The sequence below is a fragment of the Kineococcus sp. R86509 genome (assembly GCF_042466365.1).
Taxonomy (GTDB): Bacteria; Actinomycetota; Actinomycetes; order Actinomycetales; family Kineococcaceae; genus Kineococcus.
In genome coordinates, this window is record NZ_JAXHCE010000001.1 from 1,353,863 (window position 1) to 1,371,947 (window position 18,085).

The window sequence follows — 18,085 nt, forward strand, 5'->3', positions numbered from 1 at the left end:
CGTCGGGTGCGTGCGTGTCCCCGCTCGGACGGGGCTCAGGTGCGAACGTTCGCCAGGATCCCCTTGGCGATCTGCGAGGGCTTCTGCTGCTCGCCCTGCTGCGCAGTCATCACCAGCAGCACACCGGTCAGCGCGGGGATGGACCACTGCAGGACCTTCAACCGCCGCTGGGCCGCGGCGACGTCCTCGGGGGTGGCCGCGGAGGGTTCCGTCGCCCCGTGGGCGGGGGCCGGGGAGTTCTTGCCGAGTTTGGCGCCTTGCAGGCCCGAGTAGGCCGTGACCCCCATGGCGGCGAGCGTGAGGACGGACTTGAGCGTGGTGTTGGAACGGGCACCCTTCTGGGCGGTGACCCGGCCGGCGTTGCCGGCGATGAGTCCGATGCCACCCACGGTGTGGGCCGCGAGCGCGACCGCGTTCACGGGCGCCCACTTGGCCCACCCCGCCGAGGCGATCTTCGTGCGTTCGGACGGGTCCGTGGCCGCCGCTGCGGCTCCGTTCAGGCCGACCGCTCCGAACAGCGAGCCGCCGAACCACGCGGCGAGCCCCGCATCGTGCAGTGTCCTGATGAACGTCTGGCGTCCTGCCATCGTCGTACCTCTCCTGAGACCTGGTGTCGAACCGGGATCCAGGCGGGCACGTGAGAGCGCCCGCCCGTCGGGCGTTCGGCGCGCTGCTCCACCGGCGATCGCGAAGCGCGATCACGATGAACCTTCCCCCCTGCTCCGGCCGAGCGCATCTGGAACCGCGACGTGGCGTGGAACCAGGTCGAACGCACGGCGGACGCCTCCCTCGGAGTTCCGGCTCCGCGTCCGGAGAACCCCACGAGCGCGACCCGAACCACGACCTCCGTCTTTCCGTCCACCGTTCCCCCGTGTCGATGACGCCCCTGGTCGTCGGGGTGCTCGGCTTCGTCTCCGGGGCCACCACCGACCACGGGGGCAGCGCGGACCTCGTACCCCTGAACACCGCGGACGACCCGCGCCACGGCGGTCGGTGAGCACGGACCGGGGGCGGGTGGAGGAGAGGCCTGCAGGGTGAACCCTCGACGCAGACCCGGGAACTCATCACCCGGCTCCGGTTCGCCGTCGACGGCGCGGTCCCGTCCACGAGTACTGCACGGCGGCCTGGAGGTTCTCGCTGAGTGCCACCGCGACGACGTCGGGGTACGGGGTCTCCGCCGAGGTGTCGGGGCTTTGCCGGCCCGCGGCGCGGATCGGGAAACGGTCGACTGCTCGACCACGGGGACTACGCACGTCCCGCGGTCCCGACCTGTGCGCCACGTCTCGTGCCCGCACCACCTGCCGGGGTTGCGTAGGATGGTTCGCTGTCCTGGGTCACCGGGGCCTGAACGGAGGAACGTGGCGGACGAGCCGAGGACCGAGGAGTCCCACCTCCCGGGTCGCACCCCGGGCGACGAGACGACGCCAGGGCCGATCTCGGGTCGTGCCGCGGAGATCACCCGGGTGGTGGGTCACGCCCCCGCCGCCGTGCTCCTCGTGGAGCTGACGTCGCGTCGGGTCGTGCACACCAACACCGTCGCCGACCAGCTCGCCCCCGGTGTGCGCCTGCCCCTGGAGATCGACGCCTGGGCCACCGCCGCGCAGCTGCGCGACGTCGACGGTGCGCCGCTCTCCGACGGCACCCACCCCCTGTCGCGCATCGCCCGGTCCGAGCCGGTGCTGGGTCAGGCGGTCTCGGCCGCCCGGGTCAGTGAGCTGGGCGAACGCCAGGAACCGCTCTGGGTCGTCGCCCTGCCCATGGTCGACGCGCCGATGCTCGCGGACCACGCCCTCGTCGTGCTCCTCCCCCTCCGGGAGCAGGCCGCCGTGCAGGCCGCCACCAGCGCCGCCCAGCAGCAGACGGCGTTGCGGGAGCAGGCGGTCCTCTCGACGGGTCTCTCGTTCACGGTCGCCGACGCCGTCGCACCGGACCGCCCGCTGGTCTGGGTCAACCCCGCGTTCACCGCGGCCACCGGCTACTCCTTCGCGGACAGCGTCGGACGCAACTGCCGCTTCCTCCAGGGTGAGGGCACCGACCCGGCCGCCCGCGCGCTCATGCGCGAGGTGGTCGACGCCGGACGCGACGAGACGGTCATCGTGCTGAACTACCGCAAGGACGGCACCGCGTTCTGGAACCAGCTCTCGCTGAGCCCCATCCACGGTCCGACCGGCGACCTGACGCACTACGTCGGCATCCAGGTCGACGTCACCGCCAGCGTCGTGGCCGGTGAGGACCGCGACCGGGCGCTGGCCGCCGAGCGACGTGCCCGACTCGAGGCCGAGGAGGCCCGCGCGGCCGCCGAAGCCGCTCAGGGCCGGCTCGCCCTCCTCGCCGAAGCCACCAGTCAGCTGGCGGTGACCCTCGACGTGACCGCCTGCCGCCAACGACTGCTCGACCTCGTCGTCCCCGGCCTGGCCGACTGGGCCCTGCTCCTCACCGCCGACGAGCGGGACAGGATCGAGACGGCCATGGGCCGCCACGTCGATCCCGCGCGCACCGGGGAGGTGGACCGCTACGTCACCGCACTGCGTCGATCGCTGGTCGCGGGCCCGCCCCAGCAGACGCTGCTGCAGGGTGCCTCCGCCCGTCGGGTCAGCGACTACGACAGCCCACGACACCGCGCCGAACGGGAACGGTGGGTCACCGACCCGGCCGTCCTGGACCTCAGCGACACCCTGGGGGCCGCGTCCGCGTTGTTCGTCACGCTGCCCGGTCGCCGGGGCAGCAGCGACGTCATGGTCCTCGTCCGCAGCGCGTCGTCCCCACGCCACACCGAGGACGACCTCGAGATCGCCGTCGACCTGGGACGCCGCGCCGGCCTGATCCTGGACAACGCCCGGCTCTACGAGCAGCAGCACACCATCGCGGAGACGTTGCAGGGCAGTCTGTTGCCCTCCCTCCCCACCATCCCCGGGATCCGCGCGGCTGCCCGCTACCGCGCGGCGGTGTCCGGGGCGCAGGTCGGCGGCGACTTCTACGAGCTCATCGCCCTCCCCGGTGGGGCCATCGGCCTGGCCATCGGTGACGTCGTCGGCCACGACGTCATGGCCGCGGCCGCCATGGGCCACCTGCGGGGACTCCTGCGGGCCTGCGCGTGGGACGCCGCGGCGGGCCCCGACACCGGACGCGTCCTGGAACGCGTCGACGAACTCCTCGCCGGACTCGGCATCGGCACCCTGGCGACCCTCACCTACGCCCGTCTGGAACCCGGCTCCGGTGGCGGCTGGTCGATGACGTACTCCAGCGCCGGGCACCCCCCGCTGCTGGTGCGCGACCCGGCGGGGCGGGTCACGTTCCTCGACGAGCACCACGACCTCCTCCTCGGGGTCAGCGCCCAGCACCGCACCACCACGCAGCACCACCTGGTTCCCGGTTCCACGGTGCTGGCCTACACCGACGGTCTGGTCGAACGTCGTGGGGAGCACCTCACCGAAGGGCTGACCCGCCTGGCCGCAGCCCTGGGGGAAGGTCCCGAGGACCTCGACGAACTGTGCAGTTGGCTGCTCGAGCGGCTGGGCTCCGAAGGCGACGACATCGCCGTCCTCGCGCTGACGGTCTGAGCCGCCGGCTCACCTGCCCGCGACGGCCCGGTGGACGAGGATGTCGCCGTGCCCGCTGCGCAGGTGGAGTTCGACGCTGCGGTCGTGGTCCCCGGGCGCGTCCCGGGAGGTCAGTTCGCTCCGCACGGTGCCGTGCCGGGACTCGGCGTCCAGCCACGCCGCCGTCCCGGCGGGAACCCCGACCTCGATCCCCTCGTAGCTCGTCGTCATGCGCGCGCCCGCGCCCAGGAGTTCCGCGACGCGGACCACGCCGTAGGCGCTGCCGGCCTCGACCGACGCCAGCGCACGAGCGACGAACAACCCACCGGACAGCTTCGCCGTGAGCGGACCCTCGACGGTCCCGAACTCCACGTCGCCGTGCGTCCCGCGCAGGGTCGTCGTGCCGGTGACCCGCCCGATGCGGGTCCGGCCGTGACCGGTCCGTGCGTCGAGGTCGCCGTCCACGGTCCCCACCTCGACGACCCCGTGGGGGGTCTGGAGGTGCAGGTCCCCGGTCCGCTCGATCGTGGTGTCCCCGTAGGAGACCTCGAACCGGCTGCGGCCCAACGATCCGCGCACTACGACGTCGCCGTAGCGGGACCGCAGGGCGACCGCGGAACCCGTCGGGAGTTCGACGTGCACGTCGACGGACTCGGTGCGGCCGAAGACCCGGTTGCGCCGCGGGACGACCACCCGCAGGCGGCCGTCGCTGAACTCGGTGCGGCTGTCCGACGCCAGGGCGACGTCGGCAGGACGCTGCGGATCGCTGGGGGCGACCTCGACGCGGGTCCGCGGGAGGTCTCCGGCGACGATCACGACGCGGGCGACCCCGACGTCGATGAACGCTGCGATGGCGTCGGGAGTTTCGTACGTGGACACACTGCACCTCCGGGAGTGGGGGCGGGGGCGGCTATCCGACCCAGCCGTGGAAGGAACCACCGCTCGACGCCGGCGCGTCGACGGCCGAACCGATGGCCCGGACGAGCCAGGAGTTGACGCTGAGGTGCGCGGCGGCCGCGGCCGACTCCACCCGGACCTTCAGGTTCTCGGGCAGGCGCAGCGTGGTGCGGGAGGTCGCCCCCTCGTCGCCGGTCTCCTCGGTAACGGGAGCGGCGACGGGAGCGGTGGTGGGGGTCGCGACGGGCGACGTCACGACGAACTCGGGCGATCGCCCGCGCAACCGGAGTTCGACCCCGCCGGGGACGAGGTCCCGGGAGACCTCGCCGACGGCGTCGCTGAGCGCCTCGAGCAGCGCCAGCCGGACCGCGGCGTCCAACGCCGCGGCGAGCCGTTCTACCGGCACCCGGAGCTCCTCGCCCCCGATCCCGGCCGAGGCGAGGAGGTTCTCACGCACGCTGTCGACGTAGGGATCGAGCTCCATGACGTCATGGTGACACTACGATGACACCACCGCAAGACCCCACCTGCCGTCGCCGTAGCATGTCCGCGTGGCAGACAGCACGGACGACGCCGGGGTCGAACTCCGCACCCCGGTCCGTCCGTACCGCAAGGGCGTCGAACGCCGCCGGCAGATCCTCGACCGGGCCATCGAACTCTTCGCCGAACACGGGGTCGACGGCGCGTCGATGCGTTCGGTCGGGGAGGCGATCGGGGTTTCCCACACGGCGCTGCGGCACTACTTCGCGTCGCGGGACGAACTCCTCATCGAGGTCTACCGCGCCCACGAACAGCGGGTCGAGGGTGAACCCGAGGAGGACGGCGTCGGTGCCGTCGAGGACATCGCCCGCAGTGCGGACCGCAACCGCGAGGTTCCCGGGTTGGTGCAGCTCTACTCGACCTTGACCGCGGACGCGCTGCAGCGGCAGCACACCGCGACCCGGGAGTTCATCGACGAACGGTTCCGGAGGGTCCGGGAGGACCTGGTCCACCGCATCCGGGAGTCCCAGGCCGCCGGACGCACGCCGGCGGACATCGACGCGGCCGACGCCGCATCGCTCGTCATCGCCGCCTCCGACGGTCTCCAGGTCCAGTGGTTGCTGGACCCGGAGACCGTCGACGTGCGCCGTTCCCTGGAACTGCTGGAACGGTTCCTGCCGGGTTAGGACAGGGTCAGGGGCTCGACGTCAGAGGGTCGACGCCGAGGGGTCCCAGTCCTCGGCCAGCGGCGCGACGGGCGCGACCGTCGAGGTGATCTCGACGGCGTTGCGGGTGGCGGCCGCGTCGCGGACGGCGAGCAGCACGTCGAGGACGTGGGCGGCCACCGCACCCGAGGCGCGCTCGGTGCCACCGGTGCGGATGGCCCGCGCGAGGTCGAGGACACCGGAACCCCGCCCGAAGGTCGAACCCACGGCGGTGACCGTCTCGGGTTCCTGGGAACCGTTGCGCCACAGCGTGGAATCACCCTCGAAGGTGTTCGGGTCGGGCAGCACGATCGTGCCCTCGGTCCCGTTGACCTCGACGAACCCCATCCGCGGCAGCGCGTGCTGGAAGGAGAACGTGGACTGCGCCGACTGCCCACCGTCGAACTCGATGAGCGCGGCGTGGTGGGTCGGGACCTCGACGGGGAACGTCTCCCCCGCCCGCGGGCCGGTCGCGATGGTGCGCGTGGCCACCGACCGCGACGACACGGCCTGGACCCGGCTCGCGGACCCGAACGCGTGCACCAGGGTCGTCACGTAGTACGGCCCCATGTCGAAGAGCGGACCCGCGCCGTGGGCGAAGAGGAAGTCCGGGTTCGGGTGCCAGGCTTCCGGCCCCGGGACGTGGAACATCGTCGTCGCCGACAGCGGTTCGCCGATGTCGCCGCGGGCGATGGCGCGCAGCGCGGTCTGGATCCCCGCGCCCAGCACGGTGTCCGGCGCGCAGGCGACCCGCAGGCCGGCCTTCTGCGCGTCGGCGAGCAGCGCCAGCCCGGACTCGGCGTCGAGGGCGAGGGGCTTCTCGCTCCAGACGTGCTTGCCGGCGGCGATGACCTGACGGCCGACCTCGGCGTGCGCCGCCGGGATCGTCAGGTTGACGACGATCTCGACGTCGTCGCGGGCGAGGAGTTCCTCGACCGTCCCGGACGCCTGCACCCCGAACGCCTCGGCCTGCGCGGCCGCGCGGTCCAGGGCGATGTCGGCGACGAAGCGGACCTCGACGTCGGGGAACTTCGTGAGGTTCTCCAGGTACTGGGTGGAGATGTTCCCCGCCCCGATGATGCCCACACCGACGCGGCTCACTGGTCGTTCTCCTTCAGCCAGGCCAGCGACTGCGCGATGCCGTCGAAGACGTCGCCGGCGTAGGCGTCGAACTCCACGACCCGCAGCGCCTGGGGAGCCGCGGCGAGGATGCCTGCGACGTCGACGTCACCCTGACCCGCGGGCTGCTGCAGCGAGGTGTCGGTGCTCTTGGCGCCGTCCTTGACGTGGATGAACCGCACGCGGTCCCCCAGGGCCTTCAGCAGGGCCGGGGTGTCGGCGCCGCCGACGGTGGCCCAGAAGGTGTCGACCTCGAGCACGACGGCGGGTTCGAGCTGGTCGGCGAATAGTTCCAGCACCGGTCGGCCGTCGACGGTGTTCTCCAGTTCCCACTGGTGGTTGTGGTAGCCGAAGTCCAGGACGTACTCGTGGGCCAGGGCGCTGAGGGTGTTGACCCGCTCCGCGAGGCGCGCCACGTCGTCGGCGCTCTGCCAGCGCTGCGTCGGGACGAACGGGTCGATGACGGTGGTGATCCCGAGCGCGTTGGCGGCCTCGAAGATCGCCTCCGGGGTCTCGGAGTCGATCACGGCCGCGTGGCCGGACGGGGCACTGACGCCGGCGGCCTTGAACGCTGCCGCGTAGTCGGCGGTGCGCTGGTGGAAGCCGTACGGCTCGACCTGCTCGAAGCCGATCTCGGCCAGACGGGCGACGGCGGCGGCCAGGTCGGACTGGACCGCTTCGCGGACCGAGTACAGCTGGACGGAGGGTTTCCGGGACACCTCAGGACTCCTTCGTTCTGTGGACGGTGATGGCTCGCGCCTGATGGTACACGTCGAACTTTCCAGTGGAAGGTATTGGTGGGCCGCCCGATGCCGGATGATGGAGCCGTGCCCTCGACCCCCACCGACGCCTCTGCGACGCCCGGTCCCCCGGACGACACGAAGCGCTCCTACAAGATCCGCCGCGGCCGGATGGGCATCACCCGCCAGGTCGCCCTGGACAACCTCGCCGAGCGCTACGCGGTCCCCGAGGGAGAAGACCTGCTGGACCTGGCCGCCCTCTTCGGGGCGGAGGTTCCCGTGGTCCTCGAGATCGGGTTCGGGATGGGGGCCAGCACGCTGGCGATGGCCGAGGCGGACCCGGGGACCGGCGTCATCGCCTCCGACGTGCACACCCCGGGGGTGGCCGGTCTGCTGCTGGGGCTCGACGAGCGCGGCCTGGACAACGTGCGGGTGCTGGAGGCCGACGGCCGCCAGTTCCTGCACCAGCGCATCCCCTCGGGAAGCCTCGCCGGCGTCCGGGTCTACTTCCCCGACCCCTGGCCCAAGCCCAGGCACCACAAGCGCCGCCTCGTCGGCCCGGACTTCGCGGCCCTGGTCGCGGACCGCCTGGCCCCCGGCGGCCTCCTGCACTGCGCGACCGACTGGGAGCCCTACGCCGAGCAGATGCTCGCCGTGCTCTCCGCGGAACCGGGTCTGGTCGTGGAGACCGCGGGCATCGACACGCGTCCGGACTGGCGTCCGATCACCGGGTTCGAGGCCCGCGGCCTGCGCCTCGGCCACCGGGTGACGGACCTGCTGGCCCGCCGCCCGGTCTGAGTCAGCTCACACGCCGGAGGGGTGCAGGACGACCTTCGTCCAGCCCTGCTCGCGCTGGTCGAACTTCTGGTACCCCTCCGCCGCGGCGGTGAGGTCGAGCTCGTGGCTCACGATGAACCCCGGGGTCGCGACACCGGCCGTGATGAGGTTGCGCAGCTTCACGTTGTAGGCCTTGACGTTGCACTGGCCGGTGCCCATCGTCTGACCCTTGAACCAGAACGTCCCGTAGTCGAAGGCGATCTTCCCCTGCCGGGACAGTTCGTCCTTGGCCCCCGGGTCCTGCGGCAGGTAGATGCCCACCACGCCGATGCCGCCGGTCGCCTTCACGACCTGGACGAGCTGGTTGAGGACCATCGACGCGTCCTCCTCCCCACTCGTGTCGTGGGCCTGGTAGCCGATGGCGTCGACCCCTCGGTCGGTCCCCCGGCCCCCGGTGGCGTCCATGATCTGCTGGACGGGGTCCCCGGCGGAGTAGTCGATCGGGGTGGCACCCGCCTTCTCCACGAGCTTCAACCGGTCGGGCTTGGCGTCGACGACGAACACCTCCGCCGCACCGGCGATCCGCGCGCTGTGCGCCGCCATCAGCCCGACGGGGCCGGCACCCCAGACCACGACGGAGTCACCGGGCTGGAAGCCCGACAGCTGCACCCCGTGCCAGCCGGTCGGGAAGATGTCCGACAGCATCGTGTAGTCGAGTTCCTTCTCCGTCCCGGCGGGCAGGACGAGGGCGTTGAAGTCGGCCCACGGGACCCGCAGGAGTTCCGACTGCCCCCCGGCGTACTCCCCCATCGCCGCGAACCCGAACGCGGCACCGGCGGTCCCGGCCTGGTTGGCGCGCAGGCAGAACCCGGTCTTCCCCTCGACGCAGGTCTCGCACGTGCCGCAACCGATGTTGAACGGCAGGCTGACCCGGTCCCCGACCTTGATGCGGTCGACGCCGGCGCCGACGGCCTCGACGATCCCCATGTTCTCGTGACCGAGCACCCGCCCGGTCTCCATGTCCGTGCGTCCCTCGTACATGTGCAGGTCCGAACCGCAGATGTTCGTCGAGGTGATGCGGACGACGGCGTCGGTGGGTGCTTCGATCCGGGCGTCGGGGACGTCCTGGACCGAGACGTCGAACGCGCCGTTGTAGACGAGTGCCTTCACTGGAACCTCCTGGGTGGTGGTGCGGTGCTGCGCGTTGGGGCACCAGGGAGTCCACCGGGTCTCGAGGACTCCGCGGTCGTCCTGGTGCTCCTCGACCGTAGGAGCGGACTCCGGGGAACGCTCGTTGAACGCGCAGCCACCCCGTTCAGAGGACGCCGAGGTGGTCCAGCAGGACCCGCACCCCGATGGCGATGAGGACGAGGCCGCCGGCGATCTCGGCGGGCCTGCGGAACTTCACCCCGGCCCGGTGGCCGATGTGCACGCCCAGCAGCGAGATCACCGCCGTGACGACCCCGATGAGGATCGAGGCCGGGACGATCGAGACGTCCAGGAACGCGAAGCTGATGCCGACGGCCAGGGCGTCGATGCTCGTCGCGAACGACAGGACGAGGAGCTCGCGCAGCTCGATCCCCTCCGCGTCCGCCTCGTCGTCGGCACCGGAGGTGATGGCCTCCCACAGCATCTTGCCGCCGATCAGGCTCAACAGACCGAAGGCGATCCAGTGGTCCCACGCGGTGATGTAGCCGCGGAAGCTGCGCGCCAGCAGGTACCCGACGACCGGCATCAGCGCCTGGAAGATCCCGAAGGCCAGCGCGATCGAGATCGCGTCGCGCCGGGTGAGCCTGCGCAGGTGCAGCCCCTTGCCCAGGGCGACGGCGAAGGCGTCGGCCGAGACACCGAGGGCGATGAGCAGCAACGTCAGCAGGGACACGTCGCCAGCATGGCACAACAGGCCGGATTCCCTTGCAGCCGAACGGGTTCCACGGGCTGATGAACTCTCCCGACCGGTGTCCCGGCCACCGGACGACGGAACCACCGCCCTCGGGAGTTCGCCGCACCGAACCTCGATCACCGCGTGACCCTGCAGCTGCTGGTGGCCGACGCCCCTCCGGGCCGTGTTGGATGAGGCGGTGACACTCGAGTCCGTCCTGGCGTTCTGCGCCCTGTGCCTGCTCCTCGAACTGACCCCCGGGCCGAACACGTTCCTGGTGCTGCGGCACAGCCTGCACGGTGCCCGCACCGGCGTGGCGACCGCACTCGGGTCCGCGGTGGGGGCGATGGTCTGGGCCACCGCCGTCGCGGTTGGTCTCGCGGCGCTGCTGGAACGGTCGGCGCAGGCCTACCAGGTGGTCAAGGTGCTGGGCGGGCTCTACCTCGTCCACCTGGGGATCCGCACGTTCGTCCAGAGCCGCCGGACCGCCCGCGGCGACGGTCCGGCGGTGGACGGTGAGCACGGGGCGGGACTGGCCCGGGCCTGGCGTTCCGGCCTCGTCTCCTGCGTGCTCAACCCCAAGGTGGGCCTGTTCTTCCTCGCCGTCGTCCCCCAGTTCGTCCCGGCGGGGAACACCGTCCGGGCCACCCTGCTGCTCGGCGCGCTCGAGGCGGTCGTCGCCCTGACCTACCTCACGGTGCTCGCGCACGTCGCCGCTCGTGCGGTCGGCTGGATCCGCCGCCCACGGGTCACGAGAGCGCTGGACCGGATCAGCGCCGCGGTCCTCACCGCGTTCGGCGTCGGCACCGTCGTCAGTGCCCGCTGACGTGGCGACGCAGCAGGGCCTCGGCACCACGCGCTGGCGAGCGTCGCTCGTGGCCGCCTTCGCGTGCAGCGGACTCACGATGGCGAGCTGGGCGTCACGGACCCCCGCGATCCGCGACCTCGTGCACGCCAGCACGGCGCAGATGGGTGTCGTCATCGCCGGCATGTCCGTCGGCTCGATGGTCGGGATCGCGATCGGCGGCGGCTACGTCGCACGGTCGGGCGCCCGCGCGGTCGTCCGCACCGGACTGCTCACGCTCTCCTGCGGGACGGCCGTCGTCGCCGTCGGGGCCACGGTGGGCTTCGGCTGGCTGGTGGCGTTGGGACTCGCGGCCATCGGCTTCGGGATGGGGTCCGGGGAGATCGCGCTGAACGTGGAGGGGATCACTCTGGAGGCCGTTGTCGGGCGCACCGTGGTCCCGAGCCTGCACGGTGCCTACAGCCTCGCGTTGTGCGTAGGCGCGCTGCTGGGACTGCTGGCCACGGCGACCCACCTCCCGGTGCTCGTCCACCTGCTGGGGATGGCGGTGCTGACCACCGCGACGACGGTGTGGCTGGTGCGTGGGCTCCCCGCCGCCACCGGCGTCGAACCACGCGGCGCGCACCCCTTCGCCCTCGCGGACGCGGCGCGGAGCTTCCTCGGGGTGTGGCGGGAGACCCGCACGATCGCGATCGGGGTGATCGTGCTCGGGATGGCGCTGGCCGAGGGATCGGCGGGCGACTGGCTGCCGCTCATCGTCGTCGACGGTTTCGGGCTGAGCGCGACGACGGGAGCGCTGGTGTTCGCCTCCTTCGGCGGCGCGATGGCGGTCGGCCGGTTCGGCGGCGGCTGGTTCCTCGACCGGTTCGGCCGGACGCCGGTGGTGCTGGCCTCCGCGTGCTCGGCCGTCGTCGGGATCGGGCTGGTCTCCTTCGCCCCGGGCATCGCGGTGGCCGTGCCCGGGGTGCTCCTGTGGGGTCTCGGAGCGGCCCTCGGTTTTCCCGTCGCCCTCTCCGCCGCCGGTGACGACCCGGTCGGGGCGGCCCGCCGGGTGAGCGCCGTCGCGACGGCGGGCTACACCGCGTTCCTGGTCGGACCGCCGGTGCTGGGGTTCGTCGGCCAGCACGCCGGCTTGCGGTCCGCGATCCTCGTGGTGCTCGTCATGGTCGCGATCTCGGCGTTCTTCGCCCGGTCCGTGGCCCGACCCGCCGACCGGTAGGTTCGGGGCGTGCACACCGGTGTGACCCTCCCCCGCGACCTGCCCGTCGCCGACGTCCTGCCCTTCGCCCGCCGCGCCGAGGAGCTCGGGTTCGACACCCTCTGGGTGATCGAGGACCTCGGGTTCCGGGGTGGGTTCGCCCAGGCCGCGGCCGCGTTGGCGATCACCAGCCGGATCCACGTCGGGCTGGGCATCGCCCCCGCCGCGGCGCGGAACCCGGTGTTCACGGCGATGGAGGCGGCCACCCTCGCCGACCTCTTCCCCGGCCGCTTCACCCTCGGCCTGGGCCACGGGGTCCCCGGCTGGATGCGCCAGGCCGGGGCGTGGGGGGCCAGCCCCCTCACGTCGTTCACCGAGCACGCCACCGCCGTCCGACGGTTGCTGCACGGGGAGACGGTCACCCTCGACGGCCGCTACGTGCACCTGGACGGCGTCCGCCTCGACTCACCGCCGGCCGTGCCCCCCGCCGTCGCCGCCGGCGTGCGGGGACCGAAGTCGCTCGCGATCTCCGGTGAGCACCTCGACGCGACCCTGCTCGCCGAACCCGTCACGCCGGAGTACGCCCGCGCCGCCCGTTCCCAGATCGGCGACGCGCCCGGCCACCGGTTGATCGGCTACGAACTCACCGCGGTCGACGCCGACCCCGCCCGGGCGCGCGACCTGGTGCGCCCCGGCCTGGTGTGGGTCGGTGCCCCCGACGCCGCCGCCCACGTCGCCCCCTCCGCCTACGCCGAGGAACTCCACGCGCTGCGCGCCGAGTGCGCCGACGCCGAGGAGTTCACCCGCCGCCTGCCGGACGAGTGGGTCGACGACCTGGCCCTCGTCGGAACGCCCGAACGCATCCGTTCCCGGATCGCGGAACTCGAGGCCGCCGGGCTGGACGAGGTGTCGTTCTTCCCCGTCGGCGAGGACCGTCTGGGCGCCCTGGACTCCCTCGCCACGATCCTGCCGCTCCAGCAGTAGGCGGCGGAATCGTCGGGACGCTCCGGCACCGGCCCGTGCTGTTCGCCTCTGCACAGCGGTTCGCCGTCTAGAGGTCGAGCGCCGGATCCATCAAGGGCCAGCATCTGCATGACTCAGTGAAAGCGTTGCAGCACAATGCGTTTGTCTTGTTCGAAAGGATCGAACGCGGTAGAATCAAGACATGACGGCAGCGCTCGCGGAGCGGACTGAGGAGGACCCCACCGGGGTCGCCTTCGGCCTCCCAGGCAAGTACCGCCGCTTCGCCGACGCCGCCCACGCCCTGTTCTACCTCGGCGTCGCCGACGCCGTCACCATGGTCCACGACTCCCCCCACCCCGACCTCGACCAACTCCAAGACCACGGGGTCACCATCCTCCAGCGCTAGCGCGCTGGCTCCAGGAACCGGGTTCGACCGCTGGGAAGCCGCCGTCGACCTCGTCGCCGAGGAGTACTCCCGCGACGAAGGCATGGACTTCGACCGCGCCCGCGCCACCATCCACAACGCCTGGCGCCGAGGCCACGACCACCGCGCCCTCTGGCAAGCCGTCGCCGACGCAACCGTCACCCGCTACCAGGCCCGCACCATCGAAGACCACGCCGAACGCCTCAGCGCGCGCACCGCCACCCTCACCGAAGAGATCGACCCCGACGGACGCGTCATCGACACCACCGCCGAGGAGGGCGAGAAACTCCTGCACGGAGACGCCTACGCGGCCGCCCTCGACGACTACCTCACCGACGCCGTCCACCACGCCCAAACCGGCCTGACCGGGCGGAAATTAGGTATCAAGTGTTCCCGGAAAGTCCGGGAACTGACGCCCGGCTACGAATCCGTCGTCCTGGAGAAGAACGACGACCCCCGCGGCATCGGACACCCCGTGTGAGGACGGCCTGAACAGCCACCTCGGGTTCACCGCCCCCACCGCCTTCGCCCTGCGACTGGTCGCCCACACCAACGCCGCTGCCGACCAGGCCGCCGACGCGGCCAAGAAAGCCGGCCTCCTCGACACCCGCTCCCACGGCCAACGCGTCCGCGACGTCATCGTCGACATGCTCACCGACGCCATGGACCGCGCCGTCCCAGCCCTCTCGGATCCCAGCGCACCTGCCACCGCTGATTCACCCGCGGTGATCGAGCGCACCCACCGCCCCGCGACGTCGGTCCAGGTCCACGTCCGCATCGACGCCACCACCCTCCTCGGCCTCGACGACGAGGAAGCCACCGTCGACGGCCTCGGAGCGGTCCCGGCCCACGTCGCCCGCGAACTCGCCACCACCACCGGCGCGATGTGGCGCAAGGTCGTCCAATCTCCCGGCACCCGTGACGTCATCGACATCGGTGCGAAGGCCTACGCCATCACCGACGCGATGCGCCGCTTCATCACCGCCCGCGATGAGTACTGCCAGGCTCCCGGCTGCCACGTCCCCGCCGTCAACTGCGACCTCGACCACGCCATCCCCTGGCCGGAAGGTCAGACCACCGCGAACAACCTCCGCGCGTACTGCCGGGGCCACCACCGTTTCAAGACCCAGTACGTCTTCGAAGCCACCAGAGCCCAGCTAGCCCGGATCGCGGCCCGAAGCGGGAAACCCACCGAACTCTGGCCGAGCCTGCCCGACCATCCCCCGTTCTGAGACACGACAGCCCCGCAGCGATCACGTTGCGGGGCCGGACGTGCGTCCCACCCACTCGCTCGCGAGCAGGGCGTACCCGACGCTGTCGACCCACCCGAGGTCACGGTGCAGGGATTCGCCGACGCAGTACGACTCCCGACGCATCCCGACCCGCTCGGCGAGCCGGCACGAGGCCTCGTTGTCCGCGAAGGCGTTGGCCGTGACACGGCGCAGGCCGAGGTCCGAGAAGCACGTTCGGATCACCTCCCGCACCGCCTCGGTGGCGAACCCCTGGCCGGTCGCAGCCGGCGCCAGGGCCCACCCGAGCTCCGCCTGCACATCCCGGCCACGGTCGCGCACCTCGCGCTGGGCCCACGCGTCCTCGACCTTGACCATGAGATCGCCCACGACACGACCCTCGTGCTCGACGACGAGCTGGTCACGCAACCTCGGGAGCAGGATCGCGTGGAAGTCCGCGCGGTCCTGCGCGTGCCACGACCCCCAGCGGCTGACCTCAACCAGGCGGCGGTAGCTCCACAGCGCGTCCTCGTCGGCGGCAGTGGCGCGGCGCAGCAGGAGTCGCTCGGTGTGCAGCGGCCAGGTGACGGCCTCGAGGGGTTCGCTCACCGCCCCAGCCTGTCAGCTGAAGCCGAACTCGCCGAAGAGCACGAGGGCGGCGGCGCCCTGCAGCACGCCGTTGGCGCCGAGCTCCGCCATCCGCACCTGCGGCGCTCCGGCGTCGGAGGGGAGGCACGTGGCGTCGACGGTCTCGCGGGCCGCCTCGAGGAGGGGGCCGTCGAGCAGCTCTCCCGGCCCGGTGAGGATGACCTCCTCGAGGTCGAGGGCGGCGACGATCGGGGCCAGCACCGCACCCAGGCGACGACCGGCGTCACGCAGCGCCGTCCGCCGTCGGGCCGGGCTCCGCCCCTCGAGGGTCCGCGCCAGGTAGGTCGGGGCGACGATCGTCTCGAGGCAGCCCCGCCGACCGCACTCGCAGGGTTCGCCCTTCGGGTCCACCGTGAGGTGTCCGATCTCCCCCGCCGCGAGGCGGTGCCCGCGGACGAGACGGCCGTCGAGGACGAGTCCCGCCCCGACGCCCTGACCGACGACGACCGTCATGAACCCGGACGAGGACGCCTCGCCGTAGGTGAACTCGGCGAGGGCCGCGGTGTCCGCGTCGTTGGCGACGTGGACGCCCACCCCGAGGGACGCGGACAGGCGCTGACCCAGGGGCAGGCCCGTCCAGCCCAGCCGGGAGGACTCCACGACGCCCCCCGTCTCGTCGACGATGCCGGGGGTCCCGATCCCCACCCCGACGACTCGTTGCCCCGCGGCGGCCATCACCTCGCGACAGAGTCCGTCGAGGGCGGTGACGGCGTCCTCGCCGCGGAGGCCGGTGAAGTCGGTGGTGCTCTCGCTGACGATCGCCCCCGACAGGTCCAGGACGGCGATGCGGGCGGCGGGCAGCCGCTGCAGGTCGACGGCGACGACGTGGTGCTCCGCCGAGCGCAACCCCACCATCATGGCGGGCTTGCCGACGCGTCCCTCCGGCCGCAGGCCCAGCTCGGCGACGAGCCCGTCGGTCAGCAGGTCCGCCACGATCTCCGAGACCGTCACCCGGGTGAGGCCGGTGGCCCGGGCCAGGTCGGCGCGCGACACCGGCCCCTCGTGGAAGAGGAGCCCCAGCACGACGGAGCGGTTGTGCGCGCGGGCGTGGGAGGGCAGGACCTTCGCGCTGGGCCGCAGGCCCCGTGCGGAGGCGCGCCACCGCGTCGGGTGCGGCGTCGGGACGGGCACCGCGGGGAGGGTCACCCGATTAGTTTCCCCTACCTACGAATCTCCCGGCAAGTCCCCCTTCACGAGATGGGCAGGGAGGGTTACATTCTTGTTAAGCAGGTGTCCTAACACTTGTCACGCGAACGCCGGGGTGTCGAGACTCAACGCAGAGTCGAACGCTCGTCGCCCGTCCAGCACACCTGCTCGACCGCCAACACCGTCCTGCACCGTCGCTCCGGACCTCGAAAGGTTGCCGCCCCATGAACCTCACCCGGCGATCCCTGCTCGCCAGCGCCTCCGGCGCCGCCCTCCTCGGCGGTCTCGCCGCCTGCGGCGGCGACAGCTCCTCCTCCGGCACCTCCGGCGGTGGGGGGGACAGCAAGTCCCTCACCGTCTGGTTCATGCAGGACTCCGTCCCCGACGAGACGCAGGCCGCGCTGAAGAAGGCGTTCGAGGCCGAGAACGCCGGCGCCACCCTGAACATCCAGGTCCAGCAGTGGGACGGCATCGTCTCCAAGCTGCAGACCAGCCTCGCCAGCAAGGACGAGAGCCCCGACGTCGTCGAGTTCGGCAACACCCAGGTCGCGCTGTTCTCCTCGGTCGGCGCCCTGCTCGACATCTCCGACATGGAGGACGAACTCGGCGGCAGCGACCTCATCCAGAGCTTCATCGACGCCGGTTCGTGGGAGGGCAAGCTCTACGCCACCCCGATGTACGCCGGGGCCCGCGTGTACTACTACCGCAAGGACCTGTTCGCGGCGGCCGGCATCGCCGTCCCGACCAGCCTCGACGAACTCGTCGCCGCCGCGAAGGCCCTGAACACCGCGAACCCCGAGAAGAACCCGGACTTCTCCGGCATCTACTTCCCCGGCGCCGACCCGCACACCAACGAGGGCTGGTTGTTCACCCACGACGGCCAGTACGCCGAGAAGGACGGCGACACCTGGAAGGGCATGCTGTCCGACCCCGGCTCGCAGGCCGCCCTGGCCCAGGTCCAGGACCTCATGCTCAACGCCACCAAGTACGCCCTCGACTCCAACGAGAACGTGCAGGCTGCGTACCAGTTGTTCAACGACGGCAAGATCGGCATGTACAGCGCCCTGAACGTCGCCTCGGCCAAGATCGACCAGGCCATGTGGGACGCGGACAAGGTCGGCGTCCTGGCTCTCCCGGGTCTGACCCCGGGCAGCATCGGCAAGACGTTCTCCGGCGGTTCGAGCCTGGGCATCTCGGCGAACAACCACAACGTCGACCTGTCGAAGTCGCTCATGAAGCTGATGTACGGCGACGACTTCATGACCGACATGGCCAAGATCGGCGGCTGGATCCCCGGCCGCACCTCCTTCGCCTCCGCGCTGACCGGCCCGACCGGTTCCATCGCCCAGGAGATCATCGAGAACTCCGTCCTCACGCCGAACTCCCCGCAGTGGGGCGTCCTCGACGGCAACAACGTCCCCCGCGACTTCTGGGTGCGCATCGCCAAGGGCGAGGACGTCAAGACCGTCGCCGCCGACGTGGACAAGACCATCGCGGACGCGCTCAACAAGAGCTGACCCGAAGAGATCTCGAG

The 18,085-nt window shown here is 71.8% G+C and carries 20 protein-coding genes; 11 read left to right on the plus strand and 9 right to left on the minus strand.

From position 1 onward, the window contains the following. Window positions 1–35: 35 nt before the first annotated feature. Window positions 36–587, minus strand: coding sequence for a hypothetical protein (locus SJY07_RS06395; protein WP_380157819.1), 552 nt, complete (start codon window positions 585–587; stop codon window positions 36–38). A 284-nt stretch (window positions 588–871) separates the two neighbouring features. Here SJY07_RS06395 and SJY07_RS06400 point away from each other — a divergent pair, with 284 nt between their 5' ends. Both SJY07_RS06400 and SJY07_RS06405 read left to right on the plus strand, forming a co-directional pair. Next, window positions 872–997 (plus strand): hypothetical protein, encoded by a 126-nt coding sequence (locus tag SJY07_RS06400; protein ID WP_380157821.1) that lies wholly within the window; start codon window positions 872–874, stop codon window positions 995–997. 361 nt (window positions 998–1,358) lie between these two features. Further along, a complete protein-coding gene (locus tag SJY07_RS06405; RefSeq protein WP_328295082.1) occupies window positions 1,359–3,560 on the plus strand; it encodes a SpoIIE family protein phosphatase in 2,202 nt (733 codons plus the stop codon). 9 nt (window positions 3,561–3,569) lie between these two features. Here the strand turns inward: SJY07_RS06405 and SJY07_RS06410 are convergent, their stop codons facing one another. Then, window positions 3,570–4,418, minus strand: coding sequence for a DUF4097 domain-containing protein (locus tag SJY07_RS06410; RefSeq protein ID WP_380157823.1), 849 nt, complete (start codon window positions 4,416–4,418; stop codon window positions 3,570–3,572). A gap of 31 nt (window positions 4,419–4,449) precedes the next feature. Next, on the minus strand, window positions 4,450–4,920 hold the full coding sequence (locus tag SJY07_RS06415; protein WP_380157825.1) for a histidine kinase: 471 nt from the start codon (window positions 4,918–4,920) through the stop codon (window positions 4,450–4,452). 67 nt (window positions 4,921–4,987) lie between these two features. On the opposite strand from SJY07_RS06415, the gene SJY07_RS06420 reads away from it, so the two are divergent. Continuing rightward, the gene (locus tag SJY07_RS06420) at window positions 4,988–5,602 is read left to right on the plus strand and encodes a TetR/AcrR family transcriptional regulator (protein ID WP_380157827.1); all 615 of its coding nucleotides are present in this window, start codon (window positions 4,988–4,990) and stop codon (window positions 5,600–5,602) included. 21 nt (window positions 5,603–5,623) lie between these two features. Here SJY07_RS06420 and SJY07_RS06425 read toward each other — a convergent pair whose 3' ends face one another. Together SJY07_RS06425 and SJY07_RS06430 are read right to left on the minus strand one after the other, a co-directional pair. Next, window positions 5,624–6,721 (minus strand): Gfo/Idh/MocA family protein, encoded by a 1,098-nt coding sequence (locus SJY07_RS06425; protein WP_380157829.1) that lies wholly within the window; start codon window positions 6,719–6,721, stop codon window positions 5,624–5,626. Then, complete coding sequence (locus SJY07_RS06430) at window positions 6,718–7,458, minus strand: sugar phosphate isomerase/epimerase (RefSeq protein ID WP_328295077.1); 741 nt, start codon at window positions 7,456–7,458, stop codon at window positions 6,718–6,720. Before SJY07_RS06430 ends, SJY07_RS06425 begins: the two co-directional genes overlap by 4 nt. A 108-nt stretch (window positions 7,459–7,566) precedes the next feature. On the opposite strand from SJY07_RS06430, the gene trmB reads away from it, so the two are divergent. Further along, a complete protein-coding gene (gene trmB / locus SJY07_RS06435; RefSeq protein ID WP_380157832.1) occupies window positions 7,567–8,277 on the plus strand; it encodes a tRNA (guanosine(46)-N7)-methyltransferase TrmB in 711 nt (236 codons plus the stop codon). Between the two features lie 6 nt (window positions 8,278–8,283). On the opposite strand, the gene SJY07_RS06440 is transcribed toward trmB, so the two are convergent. Both SJY07_RS06440 and SJY07_RS06445 read right to left on the minus strand, forming a co-directional pair. Beyond that, entirely contained in the window at window positions 8,284–9,426 is a 1,143-nt protein-coding gene (locus SJY07_RS06440) for a glutathione-independent formaldehyde dehydrogenase (protein ID WP_328295075.1), read from the minus strand. Window positions 9,427–9,571: 145 nt separating this feature from the next. Then, window positions 9,572–10,138, minus strand: coding sequence for a manganese efflux pump MntP family protein (locus SJY07_RS06445; RefSeq protein WP_328295074.1), 567 nt, complete (start codon window positions 10,136–10,138; stop codon window positions 9,572–9,574). Between the two features lie 199 nt (window positions 10,139–10,337). Here SJY07_RS06445 and SJY07_RS06450 point away from each other — a divergent pair, with 199 nt between their 5' ends. From SJY07_RS06450 to SJY07_RS06475, 6 genes are all read left to right on the plus strand, one after another. Then, on the plus strand, window positions 10,338–10,964 hold the full coding sequence (locus SJY07_RS06450) for a LysE family translocator (RefSeq protein WP_328295073.1): 627 nt from the start codon (window positions 10,338–10,340) through the stop codon (window positions 10,962–10,964). After that, window positions 10,954–12,162 carry an MFS transporter gene (locus SJY07_RS06455; protein WP_380157835.1) on the plus strand — a complete coding sequence of 403 codons (1,209 nt, stop codon included), beginning with the start codon at window positions 10,954–10,956 and terminating at the stop codon, window positions 12,160–12,162. Before SJY07_RS06450 ends, SJY07_RS06455 begins: the two co-directional genes overlap by 11 nt. A 9-nt stretch (window positions 12,163–12,171) precedes the next feature. Next, window positions 12,172–13,125 (plus strand): LLM class flavin-dependent oxidoreductase, encoded by a 954-nt coding sequence (locus tag SJY07_RS06460; RefSeq protein WP_380157837.1) that lies wholly within the window; start codon window positions 12,172–12,174, stop codon window positions 13,123–13,125. A gap of 181 nt (window positions 13,126–13,306) precedes the next feature. Beyond that, window positions 13,307–13,510 (plus strand): hypothetical protein, encoded by a 204-nt coding sequence (locus SJY07_RS06465; protein ID WP_380157839.1) that lies wholly within the window; start codon window positions 13,307–13,309, stop codon window positions 13,508–13,510. Between the two features lie 82 nt (window positions 13,511–13,592). Then, window positions 13,593–14,009 carry a hypothetical protein gene (locus tag SJY07_RS06470; RefSeq protein ID WP_380157841.1) on the plus strand — a complete coding sequence of 139 codons (417 nt, stop codon included), beginning with the start codon at window positions 13,593–13,595 and terminating at the stop codon, window positions 14,007–14,009. Window positions 14,010–14,253: 244 nt separating this feature from the next. Continuing rightward, window positions 14,254–14,760 carry an HNH endonuclease signature motif containing protein gene (locus SJY07_RS06475; protein WP_380157843.1) on the plus strand — a complete coding sequence of 169 codons (507 nt, stop codon included), beginning with the start codon at window positions 14,254–14,256 and terminating at the stop codon, window positions 14,758–14,760. A 21-nt stretch (window positions 14,761–14,781) separates the two neighbouring features. Here SJY07_RS06475 and SJY07_RS06480 read toward each other — a convergent pair whose 3' ends face one another. Then, on the minus strand, window positions 14,782–15,366 hold the full coding sequence (locus tag SJY07_RS06480; protein WP_380157844.1) for a GNAT family N-acetyltransferase: 585 nt from the start codon (window positions 15,364–15,366) through the stop codon (window positions 14,782–14,784). A gap of 12 nt (window positions 15,367–15,378) precedes the next feature. Continuing rightward, window positions 15,379–16,551: an ROK family protein gene (locus SJY07_RS06485; RefSeq protein ID WP_380157846.1), complete on the minus strand. Its 1,173-nt coding sequence runs from the start codon at window positions 16,549–16,551 to the stop codon at window positions 15,379–15,381. Window positions 16,552–16,775: 224 nt separating this feature from the next. On the opposite strand from SJY07_RS06485, the gene SJY07_RS06490 reads away from it, so the two are divergent. Beyond that, window positions 16,776–18,068, plus strand: a complete 1,293-nt coding sequence (locus tag SJY07_RS06490; RefSeq protein ID WP_380157848.1) for an extracellular solute-binding protein — start codon at window positions 16,776–16,778, stop codon at window positions 18,066–18,068. Window positions 18,069–18,085 lie beyond the last annotated feature (17 nt).